A 14,446-nucleotide genomic window follows, 5' to 3' on the forward strand; every position below is an offset into this window, starting at 1 on the left:
GGCCACACAACGTGGCAGGGGGATCCGCTTGGCCGGGATCGTCCGGCTGCGCCCTCAATACAGGATCCCTGCATGGCTGCTCTCGACCCGCGTGCGCGCACCCTCATCGAATCCCGCCAGGCCGACATCGTCGATGCCTGGGTCGCCGGATTCGCCCATTCCGCCCAGGACGGGCGGACCTCGTCGCGCGAACTGGAAGCCCAGGTGCGCGAGTTCTGGCAGCTGTTCCTGCGCGCGATCGCCAGCGGCGACACCGCGGACCTGCAGGGCGGGGCATGGGAGGAGACACGCCACTTCCTCGAGGACCTGTCGCGCCAGCGCGTGCTCAAGGGCTTCAGCGCCGCTGAGACGGCAACCTTCGTGTTCTCGCTCAAGCAGCCGCTGTTCGACGTGGTCGAGCAGGGCTTCGCGGCCGAGCCGCAGCAGATGGCCGCGCGCCTGCGAGAACTGTCCGGTCTGCTGGACCAGCTGGGCCTGCACACCGTCAAGGTGTTCCAGAAGAACCGCGAGGACGTGATCAAGCGCCAGCAGGAGGAGATGCTGGAGCTGTCCACCCCGGTGGTGAAGCTGTGGGATGGCGTGCTGGCGCTGCCGATGATCGGCACCCTGGATTCGCAGCGCACACAGGTGGTCATGGAATCGCTGCTGCAGCGGATCGTGGAGACCGGCTCGGAGATCGCGATCATCGACATCACCGGCGTGCCCACCGTGGACACCCTGGTCGCCCAGCACCTGCTCAAGACCGTCACCGCCATCCGCCTGATGGGCGCCGATGCCATCATCAGCGGCGTGCGTCCGCAGATCGCCCAGACCATCGTCCACCTTGGCCTGGACCTGCAGGGCATCGTGACCAAGGCCAACCTCGCCGACGCCCTGGCGCTGGCGCTCAAGCGCACGGGCGTGTCCGTGACCAAGGCGGCCTGAGTGGAGCGCATCCCGATCCTGCAGATGGGCGATGTCCTGCTGGTCACCATCCAGGTGGACATGCACGACCAGCTGGCCCTTGCGCTCCAGGACGACCTGGCAGAGCGCATCCGCGCCACCTCCGCGCGCGGGGTGCTGATCGAGATCTCCGCGCTGGACATCGTCGATTCCTTCATCGGCCGCATGATCGCCACCATCTCCGCCCTGGCGGCGGTGATGGACGCGCGCACAGTGGTGGTGGGCATGCAGCCGGCGGTGGCGATCACCCTGGTCGAGCTGGGGCTCAACCTCACCGGTGTGTCCACCGCGCTCAACGTGGAGCGCGGCATGCGGCTCCTGCGCCAGGCGGGTGCGGAAGCCGGATGAGCGCCAGCGGCCAGCTACCGGTCCGGACCGAACAGGACGTCGTGCTCGCGCGCCAGGCGGCGAGGCAGGCGGCGGTGGCCTGCGGGTTGCGCCTGGTTGACCAGACCAAGCTGATCACCGCCGCCAGCGAGCTGGCGCGCAACGCCGTGGTCTACGGCGGCGGCGGCACCATGAGCTGGAGCACGGTGCGCGATGGAATGCGCCAGGGCGTCCGCCTGGAGTTCGTCGACCAGGGCCCGGGCATCGCCGACATCGAGCAGGCGCTCACCGACGGCTGGACCTCGGGCAACGGCATGGGCCTGGGCCTGTCCGGCTCGCGCCGGCTGGTGGCCGCGTTCGAACTGGAGAGCACGCCGGGGAAGGGGACCCGGGTGGCGATCACCAAATGGGCGTAGGGTTCGTCGGCCAGGCCACGCGCGCAATCGTGGTGGAGGAGGCCACCCAGGCAGGCCAGGTGCGCCGCGAGGCGCAGGAACTGGCGCGGCTGGCCGGCTTCGGCGAGCTCGACGCCGGGCGCGTGACCCTCGTGGCCATGGAGGTCGCCACCAACGTGCTGCGCCACGGGCGCGGCGGACGGGTGCTGCTGGCGCTGGTGCAGGGCCGGACCGGCCTGGGCGTGGAGGTGTGCGGCATCGACCGCGGGCCGGGTTTCTCGCTGGCGAACTGCCTGCCGGACGGCTACTCGACCGGTGGCACGCCGGGCCAGGGGCTGGGAGCGATCAAGCGCCAGTCGCAGGTGTTCGACGCGTGGTCCGACGCGCGGGGCGCGGTGGTGCTGGCGCGGATCTACGGCGAGCGCACGCGCGACGAGGACCTCGGCTATGGCGCGCTGCGCGTGCCGATGCGCCAGGAGACGGTATGCGGCGATGCCTGGTACCTGGGTGCCGACGGCGACCGCGTGTCCGGCGCGCTGGTCGACGGCCTGGGCCATGGCCTGCTCGCGGCCGAGGCGGCCGAGACCGGGATTGCCGCCGCCGCCGAAGCGGCAGGTCTGGACGTGGAGGAGGTGGTCGCGCGCATGCACGCGCGCATGTCCTCCACCCGCGGCGGCGCGGCGGCGGCTTTCATCCACGACCCCGGGGCCGGAGTCGTGCGTTTCGCGGGCGTCGGCAACATCGCCGCGGCGATCCATGAGCCGGGAATGCCGGGGCGCGGCCTCGCCTCGCATCCGGGCATCGTCGGCAGCCAGTACCGCCGCGCGCCGGCCTTCGTGGTGCCCGCGACGCCTGGTGCACTGCTGCTCATGCACAGTGACGGCCTGCAAACCCGCTGGAGCCTCGCGCAGTACGAGGGCCTGGCCTTCCGCCACCCGGCGCTGGTGCTGGCGGTGCTGCTGCGCGATTTCGACCGCGGCCGCGACGACACCAGCGCCCTTGCCGTTCGCCTCGGAGGCCGGACGTGACCTGTTCCACCGACATCGAAGCCGAGCTTGGGCGCCTGCGCGCCGAGAACGCGGCCCTGCGCGCCGAACTGGACGAGACCAACCAGGGCGTGCTGGCGCTTTACGCCGAACTGGACCAGCAGGCCGAGCAGCTCAGGGAGGTTTCCGAGCTCAAGAGCCGGTTCCTGTCGTACATGAGCCACGAGTTCCGCACGCCGCTGGGCTCGATCCTGAGCATCACCCGGATCCTGGAGGACGGCCTGGACGGGCCGCTCAACACCGAGCAGCTGCGGCAGGTGAAGTTCGTCAGTGCCGCGGCGATCGAGCTGCGCGACATGGTCGACGACCTGCTGGACCTGGCCAAGATCGAGGCCGGGCGCATCTCGATCTCGCCGGCCTGGTTCGACCTGATGGACCTGTTCTCGGCCCTGCGCGGCATGTTCCGTCCGCTGGTGGAGGGTGCCGGGAACGTGGAGCTGGTGTTCGAGGAGCCACCGGCGCTGCCGATGCTCTACACCGACGACAAGAAGCTGGCGCAGATCCTGCGCAACTTCATTTCCAACGCGCTCAAGTTCACCCCGCAGGGCCGGGTTTCGGTATCGGCGCGGCCGGAGGGCGCCGGGCACGTCCGCTTCAGCGTGCGCGATACCGGCATCGGCATCCCCGGGCACATGATCGGAGCCCTGTTCGAGGACTTCGTCCAGGTCGACTCGCCGATCCAGAAGCGCCTGCGCGGCACTGGCCTGGGCCTGGCCCTGTGCCGCCGCTTCGCCGAACTGCTCGGCGGCAGCGTCGGGGTGCACAGCGTGGTTGGCCAGGGTTCGGAGTTCCACGTGGTCCTGCCCATCGCACTGCCGGAGGAGAAGGATGAGGGACGGTAACCGGATCCTGGTGGTGGACGACAACGCCGCTACCCGTTACTCGGTGCGGCGCGTGCTCGAACACCACGGCTACAGCGTCGAGGAGGCCGGTACCGGTGGCGAGGGACTGGAGCAGCTCGCGCGCCTGCCGTTCGATGCGCTCGTGCTGGACGTGAACCTGCCGGACATGAGCGGCTTCGACCTGGTGCGCACGCTGCGCGCCGACCCGGCCACGAGCCTGCTGCCGGTGGTCCACGTCTCGGCCGCCTCCATCGCCACCGGCGACGTGATCACGGGGCTGGACGCCGGTGCCGACGCCTACCTGGTGCATCCGGTCGACCACGGGGTCCTGCTGGCCACGCTGCGCACCCTGCTGCGCGCGCGCCGCGCCGAGGACGCCCTGCACGCCAGCGAGGTGCGTTTCCGCGAGATCTTCGAGCACGTCGGCGCGCCGATCGCGGTGGTGACCGGCGACCTGGAGGTGCGCGAAGCCAACCACGCATTCAAGCGCCTGCTGGCGGAGGCCGGCGTGGACGGCCTGGCCGCGCTGTTCGGCGAACAGCCGGTCGATGCGCTGTGCGACGCGCTGCGCCGCGGCGGCAGCTGGAAGGGCAGGTTCTGCCTGCACACGCCGCGCGGGCCGCGGGTGACCGAGTGGCGGGTGACGCCGCACAAGGATCCCGGCGCGGGGCTCCTGTACGTGGAAGACCAGACCGAGCAGCACGCGCGCGAGCAGGAGCATCGCCAGCGCCTGGATACGGCCAATTCGGAGCTGGCCGTCCAGATCGCCGAGCGCGAGCGCACCGAGATGGAGCTGCAGCAGGCGATGAAGATGGACGCGCTGGGCAAGCTCACCGGCGGCATCGCGCACGACTTCAACAACATGCTGACCGGCATCATCGGTGCCCTGGACATGATCAACGGCGCGGTGGAGAGCGGGCGGCTGGAGCGCATCCCGCGCTTCGCGTCGGTCGCCTCGACCTCGGCGTTCCGCGCCGCGGCGTTGACCCAACGCATGCTCGCGTTCGCGCGCAAGCAGTCGCTGGACACCACCGCGTTCGAGCTCGGGCCGCGCGTTTCCAGCCTTTCGGAGCTGCTGGCCCGCTCGATCGGCGAGAACATCGCCCTGGAGTTCGACCTGGCCGATGGCCTGGTGGTGGTCGCCGACGCCAACCAGCTGGAGAGCGTGGTGCTGAACCTGGTGATCAACGCCCGCGACGCCCTGCGCGGATCGGGGCGGATCACCATCGCGGCACGCCCGGCCGGCTCGGTGCCGGCCGATCTGCCGCCGGGCGAGTACGTGAGCCTGACGGTTTCCGACGACGGCCCGGGCATCCCGCCGGAGATCGTCGGCAAGGTGTTCGAGCCGTTCTTCACCACCAAGCCGATCGGGCAGGGCACCGGCCTGGGCCTGTCGATGACCTACGGCTTCGCCCGCCAGAGTGGTGGAGCCGCACGCGTGCACAGCGTGGTCGGCCAGGGGACGACCATCGAGCTGCTGCTGCCGCGCGGCGACAGCGCCGCGTCCGAGGCGGCGGTGGAAGATGCCCGGGCGCCGGGCGGTGCCGAGCGCATCCTGCTGGTGGACGACAACGAGCTGGTGCGCGGCATGGCGCTGGAAGTGCTGGTGGATGCCGGCTACGAGGTGGTGGACTGCGCCGATGCGGGCGAGGCGCTGCAGGCGGTCGAGGGGCGCGAGTTCGACCTGCTGCTGACCGACGTCGGCCTGCCGGGCATCGGCGGCCGCGAGCTGGCCGATCGGGTGCGCGAGCGCCATCCGGAGATGCCGGTACTGTTCATCACCGGCTACGCGGAGAACGCGCAGAACCGGCAGAGCTTCCTCGGCGAGCGCATGGACATGCTGCTCAAGCCGTTCAACCTCAACGAGCTGCTCCGCGCCGTACGCCGCAAACTCGGCTAAAACCGGGGTCAGAGTGCACTTTTGAGGGAAACCCCACCCGTGGGCGCGTCGTTTCCTGACCGGTGGTGGGGCAGGGCGCACTTTCCACGGCATGCGCTTGTGGCGCGCGTCAGGGATTGGTGCGCCCTGGCTTAGGCTTTTTCCTGAAAGTGCACTCTGACCCCGGTTTCAGTCGTCGGGGGTGGTCTCGGGGGGGAGGCCTGTGTAGCTGGCGCGCGGGCGGATCAGGCGGCCCAGGGCCTGCTGTTCCAGCACGTGGGCCAGCCAGCCGGCGAGCCGGCCGGCGGCGAAGATCGACAGCGCCGGCGCGGCCGGCAGGCCGTAGGCGAAGCAGATCGCGCCAAGCATGAAGTCCACGTTCGGCCGCCGCTCGCTGGCCTGCTCGGCCGCGGCGACCACGCTGTCCAGCAGTTCGATCGTCGCCGGCGGCAGCGGCTGCTGGCGCAGCATCGCCATCAGCTCGGTCGCGCGCGGATCGCCGTCCGGATAGAGCGCATGGCCGAAGCCGGGCAGGTCCTCGCCCTGGCGCCAGCGCGCCAGGATCAGGCGCTGCACGTCGCGGCTCTGGCGCGCGTCCTCCAGCAGCGCGTACACGCGTGCCGTGGCGCCGCCGTGGCGGGGACCGGCCAGCGCGGACAGGCCGGCGCACACGGTCGCGTGCAGGTGCGCGCCGGTGGAGGCGACCACGCGCGCGGCGAACGCGGAGACGTTGAGCTCGTGGTCCGCGCACAGCACCAGCGCGGCGCGGACCAGCTCGGCGAATCCTTCGTCTCCCGGGCGCCAGGTGTCGGCCAGCAGGCGGTGCACCGGGCCGGAGGGGCGGCGCGCGACCAGCAGGCCGGCGTTCTGCCGCAGCAGGGGGGCGGCCAGGGCGCGGCGGGTGGCCTGGTCGGCCTGGAACGAATGCGGCACCTGCAGCGCCAGCAGCGGGATCACGCCCATCGCGCGGGCCAGCGGCGGCAGGTCCGGATCGGTGGCCAGCGCCACCACGCGTGCCGGCCAGTCGCCCGGTGGATCGGCGAACGGATCCTGGGTGCCGCAGTCCCACAGCAGGCGGGCGGTGTCCTCGAGCGTGGCGCCCTCGCGCACCATCCGCACCGCCGAGCGGCCCCGGTAGTACGGCCCGTCCGGGCGGATCAGCGAGATCCGGGTCTCCAGCACCGGCAGGCCGCGGTCCAGGCTCTGCGCGGCCCCGCGGGCCGGGCCGCGGCCGAGGCGCTTGCGCTGGGCCAGCCGCTCCACGTCCTGGCGCCGGTAGACGCGGCTGCGATGGTCGCGCCCCGGCCGGGACTCCAGCAGCCCGCGGCTGACGTAGGCGTACAGCGTGGCCGGGCTGATGCCCAGCAGGCGGCAGGCCTCGGAAGCGGGAATCAGGTCTCTGTCGAGGGACATGTTGATTTAAGGGATCAAGATTGATCAACCGGTACCAGAGTGACACATTGCGCCCGTCGATTGCACTACCTCTGGAGCCGACCATGTCCACCCGATCCGCCGGGGCCCGCTTCCGTGCCGCCCTGGCCGCCGAGTCGCCGCTGCAGGTGATCGGCGCGATCAACGCCAACCACGCCCTGCTGGCCAAGCGCGCCGGGTACAAGGCGATCTATCTCTCCGGTGGCGGCGTCGCGGCCGGTTCGCTGGGCCTGCCGGACCTGGGTATCAACACGCTCGAGGACGTGCTGATCGATACGCGCCGCATCACCGACGTGTGCGACCTGCCGCTGCTCGTGGACATCGACACCGGCTTCGGGCCGAGCGCGTTCAACATCGAGCGCACGATCAAGAGCCTGATCAAGGCCGGCGCCGCCGCCTGCCACATCGAGGACCAGGTCGGCGCCAAGCGCTGCGGCCACCGTCCGGGCAAGGAGATCGTCAGCCAGGGCGAGATGGTCGACCGGGTCAAGGCCGCGGCCGACGCGAAGACCGACAAGGACTTCTTCCTGATCGCGCGCACCGACGCCATCCAGGTCGACGGCGTGGACGCGGCGATCGAGCGCGCCATCGCCTGCGTCGAGGCCGGCGCCGACGGCATCTTCGCCGAGGCCGCGTACGACCTGGACACCTACCGCCGCTTCGTCGACGCGGTGAAGGTGCCGGTGCTGGCCAACATCACCGAGTTCGGCAAGACCCCGCTGTTCTCGCGCGACGAGCTGGCCAGCGCCGGCGTCGCCATCCAGCTGTTCCCGCTGTCGGCGTTCCGTGCCGCCAACAAGGCCGCCGAGAACGTGTACGAGGCCATCCGCCGCGACGGCCACCAGAAGGCCGTGGTCGACAGCATGCAGACCCGCGAGGAGCTGTACGACCGCATCGGCTACCACGCCTTCGAGCAGAAGCTCGACGCGCTGTTCGCCGCCAAGAAGTGACCGCATCCCGCCCGGCCCGACCCAGGCCGCGCGCAGAACCAGGAGCATGAAGATGAGCGAGACCACCGCCACCGCCACGCCGTTCAAGCCGAAGAAGTCGGTCGCCCTGTCCGGTCCCCCCGCCGGCAACACCGCCCTGTGCACCGTCGGCCGCACCGGCAACGACCTGCACTACCGCGGCTACGACATCCTCGACCTGGCGCACGGCAGCGAGTTCGAGGAGATCGCCTACCTGCTGGTCCACGGCAAGCTGCCCAACCGCGCCGAACTGGCCGGCTACAAGGCCAAGCTCAAGTCCCTGCGCGGCGTGCCCGCCGCGGTCAAGGCCGCGCTGGAGCAGCTGCCGCCGTCGGCCCACCCGATGGACGTGATGCGCACCGGCGTGTCGGTGCTCGGCTGCATCTCGCCCGAGAAGGACGACCACAACCATCCGGGCGCGCGCGACATCGCCGACAAGCTGATGGCCTCGCTCGGCTCGATGCTGCTGTACTGGTACCACTACAGCCACAACGGCAAGCGCATCGAGATCGAGACCGACGACGACTCCATCGGCGGCCACTTCCTGCACCTGCTGCACGGGGAGAAGCCGCGCGAGTCCTGGGTCAAGGCGATGCACACCTCGCTGATCCTGTACGCGGAGCACGAGTTCAACGCCTCGACCTTCACCGCGCGCGTGATCGCCGGCACCGGTTCGGACATGTACAGCTGCATCGCCGGCGCGATCGGTGCGTTGCGCGGTCCCAAGCATGGCGGCGCCAACGAGGTCGCGTTCGAGGTACAGAAGCGCTACGACGCGCCGGACGAGGCCGAGGCCGACATCAAGGCCCGCGTCGAGCGCAAGGAAGTGGTGATCGGCTTCGGCCACCCGGTCTACACCGTGGCCGACCCGCGCAACCAGGTGATCAAGGAAGTGGCGCGCCAGCTGTCGGTGGAGCAGGGCAGCACCAAGATGTTCGACATCGCCGAGCGGCTGGAGACGGTGATGTGGGACATCAAGAAGATGTTCCCCAACCTGGACTGGTTCAGCGCGGTCAGCTACCACATGATGGGCGTGCCCACGGCCATGTTCACCCCGCTGTTCGTGCTGGCCCGGACCGCCGGCTGGAGCGCCCACGTCATCGAGCAGCGCCAGGACGGCAAGATCATCCGCCCCAGCGCCAACTACACCGGCCCGGAGAATCTCCCCTTCGTCCCTCTGGACCAGCGCTCCTGAAGTGATATTGTGGCCTCGCGTGTTCCTGGGGGGGAAACGATGCGCGAGGGGATATACCGGAAGACCGAGGCCGGCCGCGACGAGATCCGCGACCGGACCCGGAAGTTGCCGCCTCAGCTGAGGACGGTCCTGTTGATGGTGGACGGCCAGCGCACGCTGGCCGAGCTGCGCCAGGTCGCGGCCGGGGTCAAGGCCCCGGACGACGCCCTGGAGCGTTTGCTGGCCGAAGGGTTGATCGAGCACGCCTCCGGCGGGTTCGACGCCGCCGGCCTGGCGCGGGCCGCGGGTCCGGCGGGCGCGGGCATGCCCGCGGAGCCGGCAACCGTGCCGGAGCCGGAGGCACCCGAACCGGTGGTGCGTTCGGCCGACGAGGCCAACGATTACGTGCGGCTGTACGAGGCCATGAGCGAGGTCGTGCGCGCCCACCTGGGCCTGCGCGGCTACTTCATGCAGCTGAAGATCGAGCGCTGCACCGACGCGGCCGGGTTGCGCGAGGTCCTGCCCGAACTGCGCCAGGCCCTGGCCAAGGCCCGCGGCGAGGATTTCGCCGCGTTCTGGGAGCAGCAGCTCCTAGGCTGAGGGCCGGCCGGCGCCGCGGTCAGGGCGCCGGCGGGGAGGCCTCCGTGGATCAGGCCAGGCCTTCGGCCCGGAGCGCGCGCTGCACGCCCGGGTCTGCGTCCATGCGCGCGCGGAACGCGGCCAGGGCGTCCAGCCCGGACAGGTCCACGCCGATGCGGCCGGCCCAGCGCAGGGTCATATAGAAGTAGGGGTCGGCGAAGCTGCGGAAGCCGGCCAGCCAGTCACGGCTCCCCAGCACCTTGTCGGCGCCCTCCAGCAGGCCGCGCACGCGGACGCGGGCGGCTTCGCGCAGGGCGTCGTGCTGGGCCGGGTCGGCGATGTACGCCGCCGGTCCGAAGGCCGGCTTGAACGCCGGGTGCAGGTCCGAATTGACGAAGGCCAGCCAGCGGGTGGCCTCGGCGCGCTGGCGCGCGCTGCCGTCGCCGGCCAGGCCGGCCTCGGGGAAGCGGTCGGCCAGGTAGCCGACGATCGCGGTGTTCTGGGTCAGGACGAAGTCGCCGTCGACCAGCACCGGGACGGCGCCGGTCGGGTTGAGCGCGCGGAACCCGGGGGACTTCATGCCGTCGGCGTCCATGACCTGGACCTCGAACGGCTGCCCGGTCCAGCACAGGTCGATGTGGACTGCGGTGGAGCAGGCGCCGGGCTTGGTATAGAGCTTCATGCGGTTCGGGCAGGGGATGGCGCCGCGCGGCGCCGGATGCGGGCTCAGGTCCGCGGCTTGAGCCGCTGGACACGATAGAAGGTGTGGTCGCCGATGGTCGCCACCTGGTAGGCGTTGGACCAGCTCGGCCGGGCGATGGCGTGGGCGGCGAAGTGGCTGGCGCCAGGCACGATCTCCTTGCGCTGGCCGACCGGCAGCGCCCAGTTGCGCTCGGCGTCCAGGGCCACGTTGACCGACCGGTGCCACGCGTCGAGGTTGCGCAGCCGGGTATTGGGCGAGACGAGGGTGGGCGCGAACTGCTTGCGCGCGGTGACCACGTCGCACATCGAATCGCCCCACAGGCCGCTGTCCTTGCGGCGCAGGGCCACCTCGGCGACGGCCTGCTGGCCCTGCAGGCTCTGGTTGCGGGCCTCCAGGTATACGGTGGTGCTCAGGCACAGCGAGTCTGCTGCTGGCTGGGGCAGGAACTGCGACAGCCAGAGGATCCAGGCCAACTTCATGTGTTTCTCCTTGCTCCGTCTTCGCTGTCGGTGCCAGGCGGCAGGGCCGGATGGCGGGGCGACACGCGGGGCGTCATGGGGAGGCGGCCATCTTTCCGCGGGCCGCCCGGGTGCCGGCGAAGGTGGCCGGCAGGACCCGCCAGTTCAGGGGGCGGGTCGAAGTGGCGCGCACGATAGGTGCGATTTCCCTAATCGAAACTGAACGCTTCGGCTTGACAGCGGTCACGCCTGATGGCCTGCGGAAGCCGCTTCCGGACCCATGTGAAGATGATGTGAAGGCCTTCGGAGCCTGTTTTCCAGTGCCCGCGTAAAGATCCGGTCGGGTCAGGCGAGGCCTCCGGGCACCCTTCCGGGCTCCGGTTCCGAAGCTGAATAGGGTGAATGCCGGGAGGGGGGCGAACCCGGCCCCGACCCCCTCCGTGCGCTGGATGGCTCAGAACCCCGCGGCCAGTCGGCTGCCCTGGGCGATGGCGCGCTTCGCGTCCAGCTCGGCGGCCACGTCCGCGCCGCCGATCAGGTGCACCGGCGCGCCGATCCCCGCCTGCTGCAGCTGCGCCTGCAGCTCCCGGTGCGGTTCCTGCCCGGCGCAGACCACCACGGTGTCCACCGGCAGGACCTGCTCGGCGCCGTCGATGCGCACCCGGAAGCCCCCAGCCTCCATGCCCAGGTACTCGACCCCGCCATGCATGCGCACCTGCCTGGCCTTGAGCGTGGCGCGGTGGATCCAGCCGGTGGTCTTGCCCAGGCGCGCGCCGGGGCGGCCCGGGCTGCGCTGCAGCAGCCACACCTGCCGTGCCGGCGGCTCCGGGCGGGGCTGGGCCAGCCCGCCGCGGCCGGAGCCTTCCAGGTCCACGCCCCACTCGGCACGCCAGCGCACCGGGTCGAGGGTGGGCGAGGGGCCTTCCTGGACCAGGAACTCGGCCACGTCGAAGCCGATGCCGCCGGCGCCGACGATCGCCACCCGGCCGCCGGCCTGCACCCGGCCATTCAATATGTCGAGGTAGCCGACCACGCGCGGATCGTCGGCGCCGGGGAAGTCCACCTTGCGTGGGGCGATGCCGGTGGCCAGCACGATCTCGTCGTAGCCGGCCAGCTCGGCCGGGCCGGCAGGGGTGCCCAGGCGCAGGTCCACCCCCGTCTCCCCGATCCGGTGGCGGAAGTAGCGCAGGGTTTCGGTGAACTCCTCCTTGCCCGGGATGCGCGAGGCCAGGTTGAACTGGCCGCCGATCCGGTCCGAGGCCTCGAACAGGGTGACGTGGTGGCCGCGCTGCGCGGCCACGGTGGCGCAGGCCAGGCCTGCCGGGCCCGCGCCGACCACCGCGATCCGGCGCGGCGTGGCCGCCGGCTCGTAGCGCAGTTCGGTCTCGTGGCCGGCGCGCGGGTTCACCAGGCAGCTGGCGACCTTGCCGACGAAGATGTGGTCCAGGCAGGCCTGGTTGCAGGCGATGCACGTATTGATGGCGTGCGCGCGTCCGGCCCGGGCCTTGTTCGGCCATTCCGGATCGGCCAGCAGGGGGCGGGCCAGCGAGACCAGATCGGCCTGGCCGGAGGCGAGGATGCCCTCGGCCACCTCGGGCGTGTTGATCCGGTTCACCGCGACCACCGGCACCGCCACGTGCGGGCGGAGGCGGGCGGTGATCCCGGCGAAGGCCGCGCGCGGCACCGAGGTGGCGATGGTCGGTACCCGCGCCTCGTGCCAGCCGATGCCCGAATTGATGATGGTCGCGCCGGCGGCCTCGACCGCGCGCGCCTGCTCGAGGATCTCGTCCCAGGCGTTGCCGTCCTCGACCAGGTCCAGCAGCGAGAGGCGATATATGAGGATGAAGTCCGGACCGCAGGCCTCGCGCACCCGGCGCACGATCTCCACCGCGAAGCGCATGCGCCGGGCGGCGTCGCCGCCCCAGGCGTCCTCGCGGCGGTTGGTGCGCGGGGCGGTGAACTGGTTGATCAGGTAGCCCTCCGAGCCCATCACCTCCACGCCGTCGTAGCCGGCGTCGCGGGCGCGTGCGGCGGCGCTGGCGAAGGCGCGGATCTGGCGCTCGATGCCGCGTGCGGAAAGCTCGCGCGGGGTGAACGGGTTGATCGGCGCCTTCACTTTCGAAGGCGCCACCTGCAGCGGGTGGTAGCCGTAGCGGCCGGCGTGCAGCAGCTGCAGGCACAGCCTGGCGCCATGCTCGTGCACGGCGCGGGTGAGCTGGCGGGGCGGGCGGGTCTCCCAGGGCCAGGACAGCTTGCCGCCGAACGGCTTGAGCCAGCCTTCCACGTTCGGGGCGAAGCCGCCGGTCACGATCAGCCCGGCGCCGCCGGCGGCGCGTTCGGCCAGGTAGGCCGCCAGCTTCGGGAAGTCGCGGACGCGGTCCTCGAGGCCGGTATGCATCGAGCCCATCAGCACCCGGTTGCGCAGGGTGGTGAAGCCCAGGTCGAGCGGGGCGAACAGGTGCGGGTACGGCGGAGTGTCGGCGGCAGGCGTCATGTCGGATACGCTGGCGTACGGAGGCCCGCCATCGTCGGTGAAAGCCCGCTGCGGGGCAAGCAGGCCGGCCGGATCATTCCCAGCCGGACAGGGCCAGCTTGCCGATGGTCCGGCCGGACTCCAGGCGCCGGTGCGCTTCCCTCAGGTTGGCGGCATTGATCGGCCCCAGTACCTCGGTGAGCGTGGTCCGCAGCTCGCCGGCTTCGACCAGGCTGCCGACCCGGTTGAGGATGCGGTGCTGGCAGATCATGTCTTCGGTGCGGAAGCGCGACCGCGCGAACATGAACTCCCAGTGGATGCCGATGCATTTGGCCTTGTACGGGTCGCCGATGCGCAGCGGCCCCTTCGGTTCCACGACCAGGCCGACGTGGCCCTGCGGCGCCAGGATCCGGCCGAGCTCGTCCCAGTAGCGGTCGGTGTCGGCCAGGTTGATGGCCGCCTCGACCTCGCCCATGCCCAGGGCTTCCAGCTGCGGGCCCAGTGGCTGGCTGTGGTCGACCACCTCGTGCGCACCCATGCGTCGGCGCCCGTCGGCGGTCTCGCCGCGCGAGGCGGTGGCAACCACGGTGAAGCCGGCATGGCGCGCCAGCTGGATGGCGATCGAACCGACGCCGCCGGCGCCGCCGATGACCAGCAGCCGCTTGCCCGAATTGTCGGCGTCGAAGCCGTAGCACATGCGTTCGAACAGCAGCTCCCACGCGGTGAGCGTTGCCAGCGGCAGCGCGGCCGCCTCGGCGAAGTCGAGGGTCACCGGGCGGGCGCCGGCGATGCGTTCGTCGACCAGCTGGTACTGCGCGTTGCTGCCGGGGCGGGTGACATCGCCGGCGTAATAGACCTCGTCGCCGGGCTGGAACAGGGTGACCTCGCTGCCCACCGACTCGACCACGCCGGCGGCGTCGAAGCCGAGCACCCGCGGCGTGCTTTCCACGCCATCGCGCGGCGCGCGCAGCTTGGTGTCGACCGGATTGACCGAGACCGCCTCCACCCGCACCAGCAGGTCGTGCGGACCCGGCACGGGAACCGGAAGTTCGATGTCCTGCAGCGAGTGCGGATCGTCGATCGGCAGGTAGCGGGTCAGTCCGACGGCTTTCATGCGCGACTCCGGTCTTCGGCGGGAGCGGCCCATGATACGCAGCGATGGCGTTGCCCCGCAGGCGCTGGAAGGGCGTATCGAAGGCGATCGCGCAGCGATTCTGCGAGGACGCGAG

Annotated in this window: 14 protein-coding genes; 9 read left to right on the top strand and 5 right to left on the bottom strand. The window is 71.2% G+C overall.

Annotated features, from left to right (window positions below; translation table 11 throughout):
* Positions 1–72 precede the first annotated feature (72 nt).
* Genes CSC68_RS01170 through CSC68_RS01195 form a run of 6 tightly spaced genes read left to right on the top strand, consistent with a single transcriptional unit; the run spans position 73 to position 5,452 of the window.
* Positions 73–924, top strand: a complete 852-nt coding sequence (locus tag CSC68_RS01170) for an STAS domain-containing protein (RefSeq protein WP_162201672.1) — start codon at positions 73–75, stop codon at positions 922–924.
* Positions 925–1,290: an STAS domain-containing protein gene (locus tag CSC68_RS01175; RefSeq protein WP_162201673.1), complete on the top strand. Its 366-nt coding sequence runs from the start codon at positions 925–927 to the stop codon at positions 1,288–1,290.
* Positions 1,287–1,685 carry an anti-sigma regulatory factor gene (locus CSC68_RS01180; RefSeq protein ID WP_162201674.1) on the top strand — a complete coding sequence of 133 codons (399 nt, stop codon included), beginning with the start codon at positions 1,287–1,289 and terminating at the stop codon, positions 1,683–1,685. Before CSC68_RS01175 ends, CSC68_RS01180 begins: the two co-directional genes overlap by 4 nt.
* Entirely contained in the window at positions 1,676–2,692 is a 1,017-nt protein-coding gene (locus CSC68_RS01185) for an ATP-binding protein (protein ID WP_162201675.1), read from the top strand. Before CSC68_RS01180 ends, CSC68_RS01185 begins: the two co-directional genes overlap by 10 nt.
* Positions 2,689–3,552 (top strand): sensor histidine kinase, encoded by an 864-nt coding sequence (locus tag CSC68_RS01190; protein ID WP_162201676.1) that lies wholly within the window; start codon positions 2,689–2,691, stop codon positions 3,550–3,552. The genes CSC68_RS01185 and CSC68_RS01190 overlap by 4 nt, the downstream gene beginning before the upstream one ends.
* Complete coding sequence (locus CSC68_RS01195) at positions 3,539–5,452, top strand: hybrid sensor histidine kinase/response regulator (RefSeq protein ID WP_162201677.1); 1,914 nt, start codon at positions 3,539–3,541, stop codon at positions 5,450–5,452. Before CSC68_RS01190 ends, CSC68_RS01195 begins: the two co-directional genes overlap by 14 nt.
* A gap of 168 nt (positions 5,453–5,620) precedes the next feature.
* Here the strand turns inward: CSC68_RS01195 and CSC68_RS01200 are convergent, their stop codons facing one another.
* On the bottom strand, positions 5,621–6,844 hold the full coding sequence (locus CSC68_RS01200) for a citrate synthase family protein (RefSeq protein ID WP_162201678.1): 1,224 nt from the start codon (positions 6,842–6,844) through the stop codon (positions 5,621–5,623).
* Positions 6,845–6,927: 83 nt separating this feature from the next.
* On the opposite strand from CSC68_RS01200, the gene prpB reads away from it, so the two are divergent.
* The 3 genes from prpB to CSC68_RS01215 are packed head-to-tail and all read left to right on the top strand — an operon-like array spanning position 6,928 to position 9,604.
* The gene (prpB, locus tag CSC68_RS01205; protein ID WP_162201679.1) at positions 6,928–7,812 is read left to right on the top strand and encodes a methylisocitrate lyase; all 885 of its coding nucleotides are present in this window, start codon (positions 6,928–6,930) and stop codon (positions 7,810–7,812) included.
* 52 nt (positions 7,813–7,864) lie between these two features.
* Positions 7,865–9,025, top strand: coding sequence for a bifunctional 2-methylcitrate synthase/citrate synthase (gene prpC, locus CSC68_RS01210; protein WP_162201680.1), 1,161 nt, complete (start codon positions 7,865–7,867; stop codon positions 9,023–9,025).
* 39 nt (positions 9,026–9,064) lie between these two features.
* Positions 9,065–9,604, top strand: coding sequence for a hypothetical protein (locus CSC68_RS01215; protein WP_162201681.1), 540 nt, complete (start codon positions 9,065–9,067; stop codon positions 9,602–9,604).
* A gap of 49 nt (positions 9,605–9,653) precedes the next feature.
* Here CSC68_RS01215 and CSC68_RS01220 read toward each other — a convergent pair whose 3' ends face one another.
* The 4 genes from CSC68_RS01220 to CSC68_RS01235 all read right to left on the bottom strand — a co-directional run bounded on the left by CSC68_RS01220 (position 9,654) and on the right by CSC68_RS01235 (position 14,331).
* Positions 9,654–10,265, bottom strand: coding sequence for a glutathione S-transferase family protein (locus tag CSC68_RS01220; RefSeq protein WP_162201682.1), 612 nt, complete (start codon positions 10,263–10,265; stop codon positions 9,654–9,656).
* A gap of 44 nt (positions 10,266–10,309) precedes the next feature.
* Positions 10,310–10,765, bottom strand: coding sequence for a cell wall hydrolase (locus CSC68_RS01225; protein ID WP_162201683.1), 456 nt, complete (start codon positions 10,763–10,765; stop codon positions 10,310–10,312).
* A 433-nt stretch (positions 10,766–11,198) separates the two neighbouring features.
* Positions 11,199–13,238: an NADPH-dependent 2,4-dienoyl-CoA reductase gene (locus CSC68_RS01230; protein WP_162201684.1), complete on the bottom strand. Its 2,040-nt coding sequence runs from the start codon at positions 13,236–13,238 to the stop codon at positions 11,199–11,201.
* Positions 13,239–13,311: 73 nt separating this feature from the next.
* Positions 13,312–14,331 (bottom strand): zinc-binding alcohol dehydrogenase family protein, encoded by a 1,020-nt coding sequence (locus tag CSC68_RS01235; protein ID WP_162201685.1) that lies wholly within the window; start codon positions 14,329–14,331, stop codon positions 13,312–13,314.
* Positions 14,332–14,446: the final 115 nt, after the last annotated feature.

Source organism: Pseudoxanthomonas suwonensis (genome assembly GCF_010093235.1).
Classification (GTDB): domain Bacteria; phylum Pseudomonadota; class Gammaproteobacteria; order Xanthomonadales; family Xanthomonadaceae; genus Pseudoxanthomonas; species Pseudoxanthomonas suwonensis.